Genomic DNA, 16918 nt, shown 5'->3' on the forward strand with positions numbered 1-16918 from the left:
TCCAGTTTAATATTTTTTAATACCAAAACAACCATATAAAAGTTAGATACTGTCATCAAGGTGTTGCAGAAATTCCCCTAGAGCTTTTTTCCAATCAGGCATTGGAGGGAAATCATTTAATCTTAATGCTGAGTGTTCGAAAATTGAGTATTTAGGTCTTGGAGCAGGCCTTGGAAACTCTTCTGTTGTTACCGGCTGCACATCAACCTTAATATTAGATTGACTGAATATTTCTTTGGCAAACTCATACCAAGAACAGCTTCCAGAATTAGAAACATGGTATGTACCGTATCTTTCAGTTTTAACAAGATTTGAAATACATTCTGCTAAATCTACTGTATAAGTAGGACACCCTACTTGATCATGTACAACAGAAAGCGTATCTCTATCTTGAACAAGTTTTAACATCGTTTTCACAAAATTATTGCCATGCTTTCCAAATACCCAAGAAGTACGAACAATAAAAAACTTAGAATGATGTTCTCGTACAAATTGTTCGCCAGCTAATTTTGATTTTCCATAAACGCCTAACGGTGATGTAACGTCAAACTCTGTGTAGGGAGTTTCACCCTGTCCGTTAAATACATAATCAGTACTTACATAAACTAGCTTAGCATTCACTTTTTCTGCTGCAACAGCAATATTTCTTGTGCCAATACCATTTACAAGGAAAGCTTGATCTACTTCAGTCTCTGCTAAATCTACTGCCGTATAAGCTGCACAATGTATAATAATATCTGGTTGAATTTCCTTTACTTTTTGGTTTACTTGGTCTTGATTTGTGATATCAAGTTCTGCCCTTCCAAATCCATATACTTCATACTCTTCTACTTTCAAACGACTAACCATATCGACACCAAGCTGTCCGTTAGCTCCTGTGACAACTATCTTAAGCATTAACCTTTTCGCGTCCTTCGTATTGTTTTTTATAATACTCCATGTAGTCGCCTGATTTAATACGCTGCCACCACTCTTTATTATCTAAGTACCATTGCACTGTTTCCTCAATACCTTTATCAAATGTATATTCAGGTTTCCAACCTAATTCAGTTGTAATCTTAGTTGGATCAATTGCATAACGACGATCATGTCCTAAACGATCTTCTACATATTTGATTAGACCCTTAGAAGCTCCTAATTTCTCTACAATAAGCTGTACAATTTCAATGTTTGTGCGCTCATTGTGACCACCAATGTTGTAAACTTCTCCTGGTTCACCTTTATGAATTACAAGGTCAATAGCAGAACAGTGATCTTTTACATGTAACCAATCACGTACATTCTTACCATCACCATACACAGGAAGCTCTTTTCCTTCTAGTGCGTTTGTAACCATTAAAGGAATCAATTTTTCTGGAAAGTGGTATGGTCCATAGTTATTTGAGCAGCGTGTAATATTTACATTCATACCGTATGTTTCATGATAAGAACGAACTAAAAGGTCTGCACCTGTTTTACTAGCTGAATATGGACTATTTGGCGCAAGTGGTGTTTCTTCTGTAAAGTAACCTGTTTCACCAAGTGAACCGTATACTTCATCAGTAGAGATTTGAACATATTTTGTAATATCATTAGCTTTTGCTACTTCTAATAATACTTGTGTACCAAGTACATTTGTCTTTACGAAAACATCGGGTTCTGTAATACTGCGATCCACATGAGATTCTGCAGCAAAGTTTACAATCACATCAACTTTATGTGTTTTTACAATATGATCAACTAATTCTTGATTACCAATGTCTCCATGCACAAATGTATAATTTGATAAGTGCTCTACATCTTTTAAAGTCTCTAAATTACCCGCGTATGTTAGTAAATCATAGTTTATAACATTGTAATCAGGGTATCTTTCTAACATATAGCGAACAAAGTTACTACCAATAAAACCTGCGCCACCAGTTATTAATAAATTCATTTTCTCTTCTCCTTTATTCAAAGTTAATTTCTGCATCTTTTAATAAAGGATGCTTACTGTCTTTTTCAGATAAAATTGGATTTGAGATCGGCCAATCAATTCCAAGTTCAGGATCATTCCATAGAATACCTCGATCATCTTCTGGTGAATAGTATTCATCAACTTTATATAGAACATTCGTATTAGGAGTAATTGTGCAAAAGGCATGTGCAAAGCCTTTTGGTACAAGAAGCTGACGTTTATTACTTTCACTTAAAATTACTCCAACCCACTGTCCAAAGGTTGAGGATGATTTTCTGATATCTACAACTACATCATAAATAGCTCCAGTAGCTACGCGTACAAGTTTTGTTTGCGCTTTGGGGTTTAGTTGATAATGTAATCCACGAAGAACTCCTGCTTCAACTGATAGTGAATGATTATCTTGGATAAACTTATAATCAATCCCAGCTTCATAAAAGACCTTTTCACTATAGCTTTCCGTAAAAAATCCACGATGATCACCAAATACTTTTGGTTCAATAATTTTCACTCCAGAAAGCTTGGTTTCAATAATATTCATGCTTCCACTCCTATTATTTACAAAGTTTACTATACATGCTGTAAAGATTGTTTCGGATTAGCTATCCTCATTAAATACTTCCCATATTCGTTTTTCATTAACGGTTTTGCTAAAGCAATTAATTGTTCTCTTGAAATATATCCTTTATTAAATGCAATTTCTTCAATACAAGCTATTTTAAAGCTTTGGCGCTTTTCAATAGTCTCTATAAATTGCGAAGCTTCTAATAATGATTCATGTGTTCCTGTATCTAACCATGCAAAGCCACGACCTAACAATTCTACATGTAGGTCACCCATTTCAAGATATGCTTTATTTACATCTGTAATTTCTAATTCACCACGTGATGAAGGTTTGATATTTCTTGCAATATCTACTACACGGTTATCATAAAAATACAGGCCTGTTACTGCAAAATTAGTTTTGGGGTCAGAAGGCTTTTCTTCAATTGAAACAGCTTTTCCATTATCATCAAAATCTACTACACCAAAACGTTCAGGATCGTTTACATAATAACCAAAGACTGTTGCACTACTTTCACGGTTTGCAGCATTTTCTAAAAGCTCTGTTAATCCATGTCCATAAAAAATATTGTCACCTAAAATTAATGCAACATCGTCATCACCGATAAATTCCTCACCAATAATAAAAGCTTGAGCTAATCCATCAGGAGAAGGTTGTACAGCATAAGATAGTGAAATTCCTAGCTCTGATCCATCACCAAGTAATTCTTCGAAACGAGGTGTATCTTCTGGAGTTGAAATAATAAGAATATCTTTAATTCCAGATAACATTAAAATTGATAGTGGATAATAAATCATTGGTTTATCATAAATAGGTAATAGTTGTTTAGATATTGTTCTTGTTAACGGATAAAGTCTTGTTCCACTTCCACCTGCAAGAATGATGCCTTTCATCTTAATCCCCCCTATTTGTCAAAAAGTTTTACCAGTCAATTTCTGAATAGTACCTTTTAGCTACAGGTTCAGTAATCTCTTTAATTAATCGAATTTCCTCAGATGATAACTTCTTTTTCCATACCTTTGTATTTTCTTTACTATTCCGTTTTAAGACATGTACTTTATTTTTTTCAGCAATAGTTGGGTTTGAATTATCCGTAAAATCTTTAATTTTTTCTTGGATCTGTGGTGTATAATCCATTCCTAGATGTTCATAAAGCTCCTTAAATTTCTCAAATGGATCATTTGAAATATCTTCATGCCTAAATGCAATCATGTTAGGGTTTCTATCAAGATACTTGAACAGAACCGTATAGATAGAAGTCCACCATAGGGCGCCTTCTTCAACAATCGATAAGTTTTTCACATCATAGTCCTTGATAATTTCAAGGATTTCTGGATGCTCCCTTAACAAATCAGGTTGATTTAAAAGATGTCTAAAATCAAAACGCCAATTTAAACGTTTTAAACTGCTTACAAATGCCGCAGGATGGCGTAATAAGATAACAACATCCATATTAAACTTTCGATGAAGCCATTCACTCGACATACATGCTATTGGATCTTTTAAAAAATACCGCTCTATACTAGGAGTTAACTTAACCTTATAATAGTTTACATTCGGTTTACTTTTAATAATTGCTCTTCCTAAATAGTTTCTAGCTTTAATAAATAATGGTTTATCTTGATTAACAACATCTAAAGGAGCTCGCTTATATTTAGCTTTCCCCTTTAATAAATCACAGAGTAAATTTTCATAATATTTTTCATTTTCCATTCCTTCATAAATATATATAAAATTTTCGTGTATACCTTCAATCCCAAATTGAACATTAAATGGTTCATGAAAATAACCAATTGATGACGAAAGATCTAACATCCTTCCTACAAACGTTGTACCGCTTCGCGGGGCGCCTGTTAATAAAATTGGTTTCTTTACAGCTTTTTTGAGCATTGATAAACTCCTCCTTTCACTTTAAAACTTGTTCACAATAAACTTTAATTGCTGATTTTAATTGACATCCCATACTTTTCTTAATTTTGATAAATCTTTATTTAGCAAACTTTCTAGTTGTTGAAGGTCAGTTTCATAAACTTCCTTTAAAAAGTTTTTAGAGTTTTCATCCATTTTTGGCTTTTCTGTACGCTTAAACAATACTTTATCCTTAATTCCTGTTCGGAATGCTTGTGGCACAAACTTGGCTGCATTACGAATCATCGGATTCCCCATCACCTTTTGTGCTAATTTATTCCTGGGTGCAGCATAACGCAAGTATACTTTATCCTTCTCAAATGCTAACAAGTTAAAATCAACATCTAAAAAGCCACAAATTTCTTCCATTAAACTTTCACGATTGCTTTTTAAATCTTCAAATAGTAAAACTTTGATTTGATCATCTCCAAAAGTTTCCAAATACCGTTTAACCTGCTCATAATACAATCCAAGCTCTACATATAAGTGAGAGACTCCCCAGCCTTTTTCTTTTTTACTGTAATCTTCTTTTAATGCCTCATAAAATGATTTTGTTTGAACACCTTGACGAAAGTCCATTAAATAATGAGAATAGGCTCTTTCAATAGGATCTCGTAATAAAATAATTATTTTCCCATCAGGGGCTTTTTCATAAATATTTAAAGGTGCTTTCTCTGACCAAAGATAAGATGGGCTTGCCTCCCCTTTTAGCATACCATCCTCGCAGCCCTCAAATAACTTTAAATAGTCAACCTCATTCGAAACGACTGGAACAATATGCCTTTGTTCCTTTGTTGGATTAACCTGAGCAAAAAAATGTGGTTCTTTCATCGTTGACATATAAACATTTGGGTGACTGTTTAAATAGTAGTATAAAGAAGTAGTTCCACATTTAGCTGCTCCGACAATATAAAAATTGGGCCATCTTGATAAACTCTTGTTTAAGTTTTCTTTTTTTATTTTCTCCACTCTCTGATGGCTCCTTTCCATGTTAAGTTATCAATGGGAGTTATTTCTCATTAAAATACCTTTACATATATCCCTTTTCATGAAGGTTTATATTTAAAAGCTTACTTAGTTCGTTGTTAGATTCTTCATAATAATTCCCTATAATTTCCCTAACTTCGTTTTTTATTGTATTTTTTGCTACTTGTTTACCAACTGCCTTGTCCATAACACGTAGAGAACGCCTTAATAAAAACCTGCCTGGTAAGTTTATAACTGGATATTGAGCCATTGATGGATAATAATTAAAAATATTAGTCGGTCGTAAAATTTTGATTGATAAATCGGAAAAACTCTTATTAACTAAAGATTTATTTTGACTATAATTAAATTCTTGATTTATCCCTATAAATTTGCACAAATCTTTTATTAAACCGTTTGGATTACTTTTAAAGTCCTCATATAAGGAAACCATTACATTTTCTTTTCCAAATAGATCTTGATAGTATTTGATTAAATAAAAGTACTCAAAATGCTGAAGGCTAAATGAAGGTATCCTTTCTGGAGGGTCACCTTTCAAATAATTTCTTACTGTCCCTGTTCCACCTTCTCTAACATATTGTTTATAATTAGACGCTATTATATCTATTTGATTCCTAATAACAATCCATATTTTTGCTTTTGGAAAAACTTCATATAATCGGTCCGCAATTTCTTTACTATCATATCCACCTGAATGGGGATTTCCCGAAAGCCTTTCGGAAGAAAGAACGGACGTTTCCCCCTTTTGCAAACATTCCTGAATTTTATCCTCAAAAAAAATTTTCGTGCTATTCCCATTAAAGTGCAAACTATGTGGATAGACAATTTTCTCGACAATCTCCTCGTAACTAAATGGTGTAGTTAACTGAGAATGTTCTTTAAAAAAAGTTTTTTGAAACCAAGTAGTACCCGTTTTATGATATCCGATATGAATTAACATAAAAGTTCCTTTAACCTCCTAAATAAAGAACCTATATCAAATAAGTCACTTAGTCATTCCAAACATTCGATTTAGTGCTCTTTTCTCTTGAATATTAAGTTCATTTGTTGTTAATAAAAGTAATAAGTAGATTATAATAAAACTAATACAGCCTATAATAATTAAAATAAAAGAAGGAATAAATTCCCTTAAAAAAGAATTTATTATAGACAATAATAATCCTGTTATGATAGAACATAATATTATCCTAATCGCTGAATCACCCTTAATAACCCAAGGGGTATTTTTCCTAGAATAAAAGTATATTAAAATTGGATAAATTAAAAAGCTTATTAAAGTTGCATTTGCTGCTCCTACATAACCATAATCAGGAATTAGCAATGCATTTAGAAGTAAATTAAACACTGTCGCAATAACTACAAACCAAAGCATTATTCTTGTTTTTTCTTCAACTTCTAAGCCTTTATGACCAAACATTGAGAACTTCCATACTACCATCCCTATTATGAGTACAGGTATTATTTGCTTACCTTCCCTAAATTCTTCACCAAGTAAAATATTGGTAATTTCAGTACGGAAGACAATTATATAAACAGTTAATGGAACTATAACAATTAGAAATACTCTCGAAAACCTGGATATTACCTCCTTTAGTTTCTCCCTATCTAAATTATCAGCAGCATTCATGATAACTGGATGTGCTGATGTTAAAAGAGGTGTGCTAATTAAGCCCAACGCTGTCATTACTAGTGAATAGTTAGCGGAATATATTCCTACCTGCTCACTGGTACTAAAGTACTCTAACATATAACGGTCACCTAAATTTAATAAGGAAGTACCTAAAAACCAACCTAACATTGGAAAACCATAAACCATAAATTTCATTGAAAATCCCCAAAATAATTTCAGATTTTTACCAATAGGTGATTTTTCAATGTGAAATAGTCCACTTGCCACATACATAGGTACAATTAAACAAGCAAAAGAGATAATCCCCCCCCAAACTAATCCAATTATTTCCTTTTTGATAAGCAAAATCCAAACTAAAGCAATTAACAATTTTAAAATAGCATTTAAAACTTGAAATAGTCTGTAGTATTTTGCCTTTAGATCTGCCCTATATATTGTCGATATTATAGAATAAATACTCTGTAATATAATTAAAATTACAGATGGCCAATAGTAAACCTCGTAATCACCCATTAACGTATTCATAAAAGGAGCAAAGGAAATTGAAATTAAACCACAACCAATTATTAAACCAAAAATCATATAATTTATATGGAGATTAAATTCAGTTTGTTTGTTGTTTTTTTTATAAATTGGTCGATACCTCTGGATTGATTGGTTTATCCATTGAGATATCAGTGCAACAAAAATACCGGTCGAAGCTATTACTATTGAATACTGACCAAAACTTTCAGCAGAAAAAAGCCTTGTTACAATTGTAACAGTTAAAACATTTAGGAAGGCAGGTATTAATATAGCAGGGGCATATACTAATGAATCTTTTTTGAACTTTTTTAATAGACTATCCGCATTTATATCTAATTGGCTATTCATAATATATTCTACCTTTCACAAAAGCTCTAAAATTGACTAACCTATTATAAAAATAATAAAGAATCAACTTAAATATTAACTGTGTTTCAAATTTAATATTTACTATGCAATAAACAATATCGTTTTGCACTTGCCATCCCTATTAATATCCAAAATAAGGATCCTATTTGCTCCCAATTATATATTTCAAAGGTTATTCCATTAAGACTTAAACCTAAGATAATAAATAATACCCACATATTGCCATTCAACTTTTGCATAGAGTAAACCTTTATAGACTTATATATAGTAAAACCTAACAATCCTAAGCCCAGAACACCCATTTCAACAAGAAATGTTAAATATATATTATCTATTACAAGTAATGCATCTGGAGGTGGATATTCTTGAAGTAAGATTTTAGAACCCCCAATCCCATGCCCAAATAAAAAGGAAATTGGATCTTCTAAAACTCTTTGAAAAGACCAACCATACATATATTGACGGTGTGAGAATGAAAAATGGCCACTATCTGTTAATGCTAGCCTTTGAGAAATATCGGCTGCAAAAGGAGACAATGAAAAAGCTATTAATATTACTGTACCTATTACCCAGGATTTTAATTTCTTAAATACACCATATTTATAAAGAATGTAAATAAAGACTCCAATTAGCGATAACCAAGTACCTCTAGAATATGTTAAAAAGATAGCAAATAATATTGTAAGAATAATAGGAACCTGCAAAAATAGAATTATTCTTCCTTTTTTAGTCAAAATATCGTCTAGTAAAATTAATACTGAAGGCATTAGGACTGCGGCAAGTACAACTGGATGTCCAATAGTTCCAGACGCCCTAACACTACTAATTGCTCCTTCGATTCCATTAGTTCCAGCATACCACCAGTTTTCACCTGCTGAGGTTATTATTGGGTTAACATAAGTTGAGTAAATAACTAAAATTGCTTGTATTATCCCACCTATAATTATTGATTTACGTAAATAACTTTCGAATCTAAAAAATACTATTATTTTCCCCAGAAAATAAGAACCAATAATTACAAGGAAAAAATAAGCTAATTTTGTAACATCTTTGTAATTGATGATTACTGTTAATGCTAAAAGGTACATACTAACATCAATTGAGCTTAGCTTAGGTACTTTTCCTACTAATAACAAATACATAATACATATAAGAAGTGTCATTAATAAAGTTATTCTAGTAAATGAGATTGCACCTAGAGGAGTATCTACTACCTTAAAGATAGGAACTGCTGAACTAGAGGGAAGGTTAGTAATTCCTATAATTAATACCCCTATTATAAGGTTAATTATATATAAGATAATACTATTATTATTCCTAGTACTAATAACATTATTTAAATAATTTTGTTCTTTCAAATCTCCCTCCACCTTATAAAAAGAATTAAACAGCCTTTATTTTTTTTTCAATAATCCTTTATTTCCAACCATTGCATCATATAAGCCTTGATAGATCATAGCTAACTTTTCCTTTTTCCTTGTTTCTTGGCTAATTACCAACCTTACATGTTTCTTTACTAATTTTAAAACGATTGTAAAGGTTGGGATGATCTTTTCAGCATTAGAGTAAACTTTTTTGATAAAAAAGATATTATTTCGAATATCGTAATATTCAATAATTGGCGAATGGTCTTTTTTTTCTCTACCAGTAGAAGAACCTACTTTGTGCCAAACAATTGATTCGGGAACATATACTAACTTCCATCCATTCTTTTTGGCGCGAAGACTCCATTCAGCATCCTCATAATACATAAAAAAGTCGTCATCAAGCATTCCGATTTGCTGAATTAATTCAGCTTTTACTAACAGGCTGCATCCTGTAATAAAATCTGTTTCCGACAATTCATTATATAATGTATTTTTAGCATCCTGTTCATCTAAACCACGATGTCTCGGCAAACCTAACGAATTAAAATAACCGCCTGCATACCAAAGAAGATCGGAATTATAATAATAAATTTTAGATCCTGCCATTCCGATTTTGTTATCTTCTGTCAATGCGGACACCATTTTAAGGAGCGCATTAGAATCTACTTCTGTATCGTTATTAATTAACCATACATACTGTACTCCATCTTTTAACGCTTCCTTCATTGCCAAATTGTTGCCACCCGAAAACCCTAAGTTATCTTTAGACTGGATAAATTTCAATTCCTTACTTTGTTTGTTTTTTATCCAGGAATGAAGCCTCTCCCCTGATCCATCTGGTGACTGATTATCAACAACATATATGGTTTTACTTGAGTAATTTAACTGCAGCAATGAATTAATGCATGCTGTTGTATCTTCATAACCATTATAGTTAACTAGAATAACTCCTACGTGAGGCTGCACGATTAGCACCTACTTTTGTATTAGAATTAAAAAGTTGATCATATTGCTTAAAAATAGCATCTTTCGTATATGTTTGGGTATAGAAGTTCTTTGCATTTTTTGAAAATTCTTCATTTGTTTTGACATTACACAGCATTTCTATTAATGCTGGATATTTATCTAAATCGTCTTCAACGATACAGTTTAACTTGTTTGTTACATCAATTCCTTCGACACCAAATCCTGTGGAAATGATCGGAAGACCATATGACATAGCATCAAGTGTTTTTAACTTTACGCCGCTTCCAAATACTAAAGGAATAAGCATTCCACAAGCTTCATTAAACACTGCTTCTAAATCTTTCACATACCCTTCAACACTAATATGATCTTTATAATTTGCAGCGATATTTAACAGCTCTTCATCTGCATTTCTTCCGATAATTCGCAATTTAAAATTCGGTACCTGTTTAATAACCTCATCCATTTGGGTAGTAATAAAATGGACAATTGAAAATTTGTTATGAGGAATATTTAAAGAACCTAGAAAGATAAATTCGGCATTACCGTTATACGCTCTATTCAATTCGGCCTTATTACCGTTTAGCAACAATGGATTCACGGCTTCAACACTTGGATTATTTGTTGCCTCTCTTAAATGAGCTGTTTCCTGGCTGCTAATAAGTAAATTTTTATCAAAGAAGTTTACAATTCGCTTTTCCGTTTGCCACACTAACTTTTTTTCTAACTCTAAAATGAATTTTAACATGGGACGAAAATTAACGATTGGCCTTAAGAAACTAGGAACAAACTTGTCGAAATTTCCTAATGGATTTAAGTTTGCGCTTGGAAACTTCTTCAATGTACGAATCATGTTTTGATACCTAATTGAAAACAAATCATCCAAATAAAGAATCTTATAACCTGTTACATGTGAAATATCTTTTTCAAAAAATTGTCCAATTCGAAACGTATCGCAAATTATAATATCAGGCTGTGATTTATCAAGAAGCTGCTGAAGTTCTTGTCCTACTTTCCTAGAGTAAATCATTGCCTCTTGTATGCTCTTATCACGTTTTAATAAAACATGTAGCAATAAATTTTTCAGTTTTTCAGCGGTACTGGCTTTATCAATAGATATAAGCTTTACCGGCACGTTTTGGGCGATTTCTTCTTTGTCATTAATTAGTACATATTCAATATTTTCACCGCCAAACCGTTCAACTAAGTAAGTAAGAAAACCATTTAACACAACCTTCTTACCATTATCAATTTTAAACGGATATAAGGTACTTATAAAAACCACTTTGGCATGATTGCGCATATCATAACATTCCTTTAATTGATTTAAGTCTATAAGGTTTCTTCTTTTACTCCCTATGAAGCTTTGCAAAAACCTTAATCAGCTTTTCCGCTGATTTTTCCCACGTGAATTTTTTCACTTGCTGCAGTCCGCTTTCTCTGTATGTTTCTAGATTTACCGTACCAGATAATGCCTTGCTAATCTTCTCTGCAATATCCTTTTCATCAGTTGGATCAAAATAGATTGCTGCGTCTCCGCATACTTCCGGTAAACTCGCAGCGTTAGCAACCGCTACTGGTGTGCCGCAAGCCATCGCCTCTAACGGAGGTAATCCAAATCCTTCGTACAGGGAAGGGAAAACAAATAAATCTGCATTTTGATACAGTTCAATAATTTCTTCATCGGTTTTATATCCGACAAAATCAATATTGGGGTGAAGAACTTCTTCTTTAATTCCTTCATTATTAAACCCTCTATTATGTCCGCCGACAACAACAAGCTTTTTATTTGAAGCGATACCTTCATCTAATTTATTCCATGATGAAAGAAGTGCTGACACATTTTTTCTTGGATCTCGTGAGCCAAGATTTAAAACAAAACCGGAAGAATGCTTTTTTGCGCCATTTCTTTTTAGATCTTCATTTAAAAATTCTTGTCCAATTCCGCATGGCACTACTGAAATATCACTCTTTTTAGTAATTCCATACTTTATTAATTCACTCTTTGAAAACTCACTAACAGTTAAAATATGCCTTGCTCGTTTTCCAAGCAAAGGTAGCAACATTCGATAATACTTCCCCCCAAAATTCGAAAACCAATTGGGACCTGCAAATACAGCTGCATCATGAATCGTAACAACTTGATTTGAAACCGTAACAGGACCTGTATTCGTCGGGCTCCATAATATATGTGTCTTTGCATAGCGTTTAAATAAACTCGGCAATCTTGTTTGCTCCCATACCCACCATTGATTTTTTAAAGGAAATGAAAGGGAATCGCGAATAACAGGATAGCCCATGAAATGTTCTTCCTCATATTCTTTTGGAGAAATGATAATAATATCGGTATAACCGCTTTTATTTAAGGACTTTATAATTTCACGTGCATAACGCTGAACCCCTGTTACAGGTTTCATTAAAAAAGTTCCGTTGACAACGATTTTTGCATTCATAGTTTAACAGATCCTCCAAGTAAATTTAGTGCTTAAGATTGAACCGCTCTTTATTCTATTTTAGTTTACCGTCCTTAAACAAGTAACTTGTCTGGAAAGGAAAAAGATATTAGTATGCTCCTTTATCTCCAAACAGCAGTAACAGAAACGTTTTTACTATTAATTTAAAGTCATAACGTATGTTACGTTCAGTAATATACTTTAAATCTAGTTCAACCATTTCTTCAAAACCAATATTACTGCGACCGCTAACTTGCCATAAACCTGTACACCCAGGCACAACGAGCAAACGCTGTCTATCATAATCCGTATACTGTTCAACCTCATTAGGCAATGGCGGACGAGGACCTACTAAGCTCATATCACCTTTTAGAACATTCCAAAGTTGTGGAAGTTCATCAATACTTGTTTTTCTAATAAAACGTCCAATTTTAGTAACCCTAGGATCATTTTTCATTTTAAACATTGCACCGGTCGTTTCATTTTTTTCTAGTAACTGTTCAAGCAGTTTTTCTGCATTAGATACCATAGAGCGAAACTTGTACATATTAAATTCTTTTCCATTTTTCCCTACTCTTATTTGTTTAAATAAGATCGGACCTTTAGGATCTTCTAACTTAATACAAAGCGCCACAACAAAAAACAATGGAAGAAGTAAAATTAATCCTATTAAAGCACCTGTAATATCTAGTAAACGCTTTGCTGTGTTGTAAGGTCTACTTTCTTCTATAGTTATTGTTTCATGAACATTAGAAGTATATTTACCCGCGCGGATTATACTGTTATCCAAGACTGTTTTCCCCCTTCTATTAATTTAGTTGTCTACTTTTTCTTTTTGAAGAGTCTTTTCTAGGTAGTTCAGCACCTGTGATCTTAGCTCACTATCTTTCAGTGAAAAATCAATTGTTGTTAAAACAAACCCTAATTTCTCTCCTACATCATAACGAACACCTTCAAAATCATATGCAAATACTTCTTGACTCTCATTTAAAGCTTGGATTGCATCTGTCAACTGAATCTCTCCACCTGCACCAATCTCTTGCTTTTCTAAAAAAACAAAAATTTCTGACGTCAACACATAACGCCCCATTATCGCTAAATTTGAAGGAGCATCTTCTACTGGTTTTTCTACAAAATTACTAACACCATAACGTCTATCTTCTTTTAATAATGGATCAACAATTCCATAGCGATGTGTTTGCTCATCAGGTACAGTTTGCACACCGATTATAGATGAACCTGTTTCTTCATACTGCTCAATTAGTTGCTTTAAACAAGGCTTATCAGCTTGTACAATATCATCACCTAACAATACCGCAAATGGCTCATCTCCAATAAAGTTTCGTGCACACCATACTGCATGACCTAACCCTCTAGGTTCTTTTTGACGAATATAGTGTATATTTGCTAGATTTGTAGAAGCTTCTACTTTTTCTAATAAGTCTAGCTTACCTTTTTCTAATAGATTTTGTTCAAGTTCAAATGATTTATCAAAGTGGTCTTCAATTGCACGCTTCCCTTTACCAGTTACGATAATGATGTCCTCAATACCAGATGCCACCGCTTCTTCAACTATGTATTGAATCGTCGGCTTATCAACAATTGGAAGCATTTCTTTTGGCATTGCTTTTGTTGCTGGTAAAAACCTTGTACCAAGGCCCGCAGCTGGAATAATTGCCTTTCTTACTTTTTTCAATCTTCATCCACCTTTCTATGTTTCTATATTAAAATAATCCTAAAAACTTTTTTCGCTTAATTCTTTCAGGAACATCTACAAATACATTCTTGCCCTCTACTAACAGCTCTGTATTTTCCTGAAACATATACCTCACATCTACTCCAAATTGTTTCTCAATTAGGTCATAAGACCCCCTTAAACGAAAAGGTCTTGTCGAAGTATTATGGGCATCGGATGCTACGAAATGTGTAAGTCTGTGTTCAATGAGTTGATTTGAGAATTTCTGTATTTTCTTCCCTAAATCCCCTGTTACACTTGAAGCCGTTACCTGCGTTAATGCTCCATCTTTCACAAACTTATACAACACATCGGGGTGTTCAATAATTTCTGTATTCCGCTCTGGATGGACGATAATTGGTGTAAGACCTTTTAACTGTAAATCAAAAAGAAGCTGATTTGTGTAACGCGGCACATGATTTGACGGAAATTCAACAAAGATGTATTTGCCCGTATCATTTAACGTTAATAACTTACCAGCTGCATAGTCTGCTACCATCTCTCCATAAATACGAGTTTCTTGTCCCGGCAGCACTGTTAGTGGAATTTGCTGCTCTTGTAACAGCTTGTTTAAATGACTAACAGCCTGCAGGATAGAAGACTTATCATTATCCCACTCTCGATTTTTATGGTGTGGTGTTGCGATAATGTGGGTAATGCCTTGTGCTGCAGCAGCCTTTGCCATGTCAACACTTGCCGCTTCATGTTGTGCACCGTCATCTACCCCGGGTAAGATGTGACAATGAATATCAATCATAACCTCTCCCCCTTTCTATCCTACAGTATGCTTACTGTATTTATGGATTAAAAGCACTTACCTGTATTTTACATATAGTTTAACACACAATTGTTAATTTTGTGTTAAATTGTCACAAAATGTGCGATTTTATTTATTGCCGTAATAATAATGGTATTGACCCTGCTTCATTTCTTTACGGTTTAACACAACACCAAGAAGCTTTGCTTTGGCATGTTCAAGACTTTCTTTTGCTTTAAGTGCTGCTTCATTTTCTGTTTTTCCGCTTGAGACAACAAGCACTGACCCTTGACAGCGATTTGCGACAATTTGTGCATCGGTTACCGCAAGAATCGGCGGTGTATCAAAGATCACCATATCAAATGTTTTTAACGCCTCATCAATCAGCTGATCCATCATCTTTGACCCAAGTAATTCTGACGGATTCGGTGGAACTGGACCGCTTGAAAGGATAGATAAGTTTTCAACTTCAGTTGCTAATACAGCCTCATTCAATGTTAATTGTCTCGTTAACACATTTGTTACACCTTGTGTATTAGAAGTTTGGAATGTGTAGTGAACGGTTGGCTTACGCATATCAGCATCGATAAGCAGGACGCGCTTCCCTTGCTGTGCGATCACAGCGGCAATGTTTGCTGCTGTTGTTGATTTCCCTTCCCCAGGACCTGGTGAAGTAACCATTAATGTCCGGATATCTTGATCAACAGATGCAAATTGAATGTTCGTACGAATGGTACGGTACTGCTCCGTAAACGGTGACTTCGGCTTATAATGAGCAATTAAGCTTCGCTGTTTATTCGTAACAATTGATCCTCTTTTTTTACGACTCAAGGCTTTCACTTCCTAACTTCTGTTTTCTAGAGCGTCCTGGAGCACTTGCACCCTCACCTACATTGATTTCTCCAACTGCACCAAGTACAGGTAAACCAAGTAACTTCTCAAGATCCTGCTCTGTTTTCACCGTATTATCAAGATATTCAAGTAAGAACGCTAGTCCTACGCCAATCATTAAACCAACCACGAATGCGATCGCCATATTAAGCACAGGATTCGGCTTTACCGGTGAAGGATTACTCACTAATTCTGCTGGTGAAAGAATACTTACATTATCAACGTTCATAATGGTTGCAATCTCTTTTTGGAAAACTGCTGCAACAGTATTCGCAATCTTTGCAGCTTTCGCTGAATCTGGATCTTCTACAGTAACTGAAATAACTTGTGAATTATTGACGGCACTTACGCTAATTTGGCTGTTTAACTGACTTGCTGTTTTGTTAAGATCTAATTCATCAATTACCTTTTCTAAAATCGCTGGACTTTTCATAATAACGTTATAGGTGTTAATAAGTTCAAGATTTGATTTAATTTGATTTGGATCTATGATTTGATTTTCGGATTTTGATTGATTCACTAGAAGTTGTGTTGAAGATTGATAGATTGGCGTGATAAAGAAAAAAGAAATGATGCCGCTCGTTGCAGTAGCAATAATGGTAATGAGTAAGATCATTGATAATCGTTTTCTTAATACTGCAAAAACCTCTTTTAAGCTAATTGTCTCTTCCATTTTCTCCTCCAAATAGTAAGATTTTTTATATTCTGTATTATAGCATAGAAAATTGTCCTTTTTTGTTGAGTTTTTGTTAAGAATAACACTATCTCATTTTTACAAAATAAGTAAACATATGCAACACTCTTTTTTATAACAAACGGAAAAAAATAC

17 protein-coding genes are annotated in these 16918 nt (G+C 33.6%); all 17 read right to left on the bottom strand.

What is annotated here, in order from left to right; genetic code table 11:
* Positions 1-42: 42 nt before the first annotated feature.
* The 17 genes from rfbD to DS031_RS14265 all read right to left on the bottom strand — a co-directional run bounded on the left by rfbD (position 43) and on the right by DS031_RS14265 (position 16762).
* Complete coding sequence (gene rfbD / locus DS031_RS14185) at positions 43-897, bottom strand: dTDP-4-dehydrorhamnose reductase (RefSeq protein WP_113806734.1); 855 nt, start codon at positions 895-897, stop codon at positions 43-45.
* A complete protein-coding gene (gene rfbB, locus DS031_RS14190) occupies positions 890-1915 on the bottom strand; it encodes a dTDP-glucose 4,6-dehydratase (protein ID WP_113806735.1) in 1026 nt (341 codons plus the stop codon). The genes rfbD and rfbB overlap by 8 nt, the downstream gene beginning before the upstream one ends.
* Positions 1916-1928: 13 nt before the next feature.
* Positions 1929-2477, bottom strand: a complete 549-nt coding sequence (gene rfbC, locus DS031_RS14195) for a dTDP-4-dehydrorhamnose 3,5-epimerase (RefSeq protein ID WP_113806736.1) — start codon at positions 2475-2477, stop codon at positions 1929-1931.
* 29 nt (positions 2478-2506) lie between these two features.
* Positions 2507-3394 (bottom strand): glucose-1-phosphate thymidylyltransferase RfbA, encoded by an 888-nt coding sequence (gene rfbA / locus DS031_RS14200; RefSeq protein WP_113806737.1) that lies wholly within the window; start codon positions 3392-3394, stop codon positions 2507-2509.
* A gap of 28 nt (positions 3395-3422) precedes the next feature.
* Positions 3423-4391, bottom strand: a complete 969-nt coding sequence (locus DS031_RS14205) for a sulfotransferase (RefSeq protein ID WP_113806738.1) — start codon at positions 4389-4391, stop codon at positions 3423-3425.
* 57 nt (positions 4392-4448) lie between these two features.
* Complete coding sequence (locus DS031_RS14210) at positions 4449-5378, bottom strand: sulfotransferase family protein (RefSeq protein WP_181833169.1); 930 nt, start codon at positions 5376-5378, stop codon at positions 4449-4451.
* 61 nt (positions 5379-5439) lie between these two features.
* Positions 5440-6336 carry a sulfotransferase domain-containing protein gene (locus tag DS031_RS14215; RefSeq protein ID WP_113806740.1) on the bottom strand — a complete coding sequence of 299 codons (897 nt, stop codon included), beginning with the start codon at positions 6334-6336 and terminating at the stop codon, positions 5440-5442.
* A gap of 45 nt (positions 6337-6381) precedes the next feature.
* A complete protein-coding gene (locus DS031_RS14220; protein WP_113806741.1) occupies positions 6382-7899 on the bottom strand; it encodes a lipopolysaccharide biosynthesis protein in 1518 nt (505 codons plus the stop codon).
* A gap of 92 nt (positions 7900-7991) precedes the next feature.
* The gene (locus tag DS031_RS14225) at positions 7992-9278 is read right to left on the bottom strand and encodes an O-antigen ligase family protein (RefSeq protein ID WP_113806742.1); all 1287 of its coding nucleotides are present in this window, start codon (positions 9276-9278) and stop codon (positions 7992-7994) included.
* Between the two features lie 36 nt (positions 9279-9314).
* Positions 9315-10253: a glycosyltransferase family 2 protein gene (locus DS031_RS14230; RefSeq protein ID WP_181833170.1), complete on the bottom strand. Its 939-nt coding sequence runs from the start codon at positions 10251-10253 to the stop codon at positions 9315-9317.
* A complete protein-coding gene (locus tag DS031_RS14235; protein ID WP_113806744.1) occupies positions 10222-11556 on the bottom strand; it encodes a glycosyltransferase in 1335 nt (444 codons plus the stop codon). Before DS031_RS14235 ends, DS031_RS14230 begins: the two co-directional genes overlap by 32 nt.
* 46 nt (positions 11557-11602) lie before the next feature.
* On the bottom strand, positions 11603-12706 hold the full coding sequence (locus DS031_RS14240; protein ID WP_113806745.1) for a glycosyltransferase family 4 protein: 1104 nt from the start codon (positions 12704-12706) through the stop codon (positions 11603-11605).
* Between the two features lie 109 nt (positions 12707-12815).
* Positions 12816-13442, bottom strand: a complete 627-nt coding sequence (locus DS031_RS14245; protein ID WP_245947436.1) for a sugar transferase — start codon at positions 13440-13442, stop codon at positions 12816-12818.
* 78 nt (positions 13443-13520) lie between these two features.
* Positions 13521-14402, bottom strand: coding sequence for a UTP--glucose-1-phosphate uridylyltransferase GalU (gene galU, locus DS031_RS14250; protein WP_113806746.1), 882 nt, complete (start codon positions 14400-14402; stop codon positions 13521-13523).
* Positions 14403-14430: 28 nt separating this feature from the next.
* The gene (locus tag DS031_RS14255; RefSeq protein ID WP_113806747.1) at positions 14431-15198 is read right to left on the bottom strand and encodes a tyrosine-protein phosphatase; all 768 of its coding nucleotides are present in this window, start codon (positions 15196-15198) and stop codon (positions 14431-14433) included.
* Positions 15199-15327: 129 nt separating this feature from the next.
* Entirely contained in the window at positions 15328-16029 is a 702-nt protein-coding gene (locus tag DS031_RS14260; RefSeq protein WP_113806748.1) for a CpsD/CapB family tyrosine-protein kinase, read from the bottom strand.
* Positions 16019-16762, bottom strand: coding sequence for a YveK family protein (locus DS031_RS14265; protein WP_113806749.1), 744 nt, complete (start codon positions 16760-16762; stop codon positions 16019-16021). Before DS031_RS14265 ends, DS031_RS14260 begins: the two co-directional genes overlap by 11 nt.
* Between the last annotated feature and the right edge of the window lie 156 nt (positions 16763-16918).

This window comes from Bacillus taeanensis, from assembly GCF_003318295.1.
GTDB classification, from domain to species: Bacteria; Bacillota; Bacilli; order Bacillales; family UBA6769; genus Maribacillus; species Maribacillus taeanensis.

Coding starts and splice junctions, on each gene's coding strand:
- DS031_RS14220 (WP_113806741.1), bottom strand. CDS start 7,899: ATGAATAGCCAATTAGATATAAATGCGGATAGTCTATTAAAAAAGTTC.
- DS031_RS14265 (WP_113806749.1), bottom strand. CDS start 16,762: ATGGAAGAGACAATTAGCTTAAAAGAGGTTTTTGCAGTATTAAGAAAA.
- rfbD (WP_113806734.1), bottom strand. CDS start 897: ATGCTTAAGATAGTTGTCACAGGAGCTAACGGACAGCTTGGTGTCGAT.
- rfbB (WP_113806735.1), bottom strand. CDS start 1,915: ATGAATTTATTAATAACTGGTGGCGCAGGTTTTATTGGTAGTAACTTT.
- DS031_RS14240 (WP_113806745.1), bottom strand. CDS start 12,706: ATGAATGCAAAAATCGTTGTCAACGGAACTTTTTTAATGAAACCTGTA.
- DS031_RS14205 (WP_113806738.1), bottom strand. CDS start 4,391: ATGCTCAAAAAAGCTGTAAAGAAACCAATTTTATTAACAGGCGCCCCG.
- DS031_RS14255 (WP_113806747.1), bottom strand. CDS start 15,198: ATGATTGATATTCATTGTCACATCTTACCCGGGGTAGATGACGGTGCA.
- DS031_RS14235 (WP_113806744.1), bottom strand. CDS start 11,556: ATGCGCAATCATGCCAAAGTGGTTTTTATAAGTACCTTATATCCGTTT.
- DS031_RS14215 (WP_113806740.1), bottom strand. CDS start 6,336: ATGTTAATTCATATCGGATATCATAAAACGGGTACTACTTGGTTTCAA.
- rfbC (WP_113806736.1), bottom strand. CDS start 2,477: ATGAATATTATTGAAACCAAGCTTTCTGGAGTGAAAATTATTGAACCA.
- rfbA (WP_113806737.1), bottom strand. CDS start 3,394: ATGAAAGGCATCATTCTTGCAGGTGGAAGTGGAACAAGACTTTATCCG.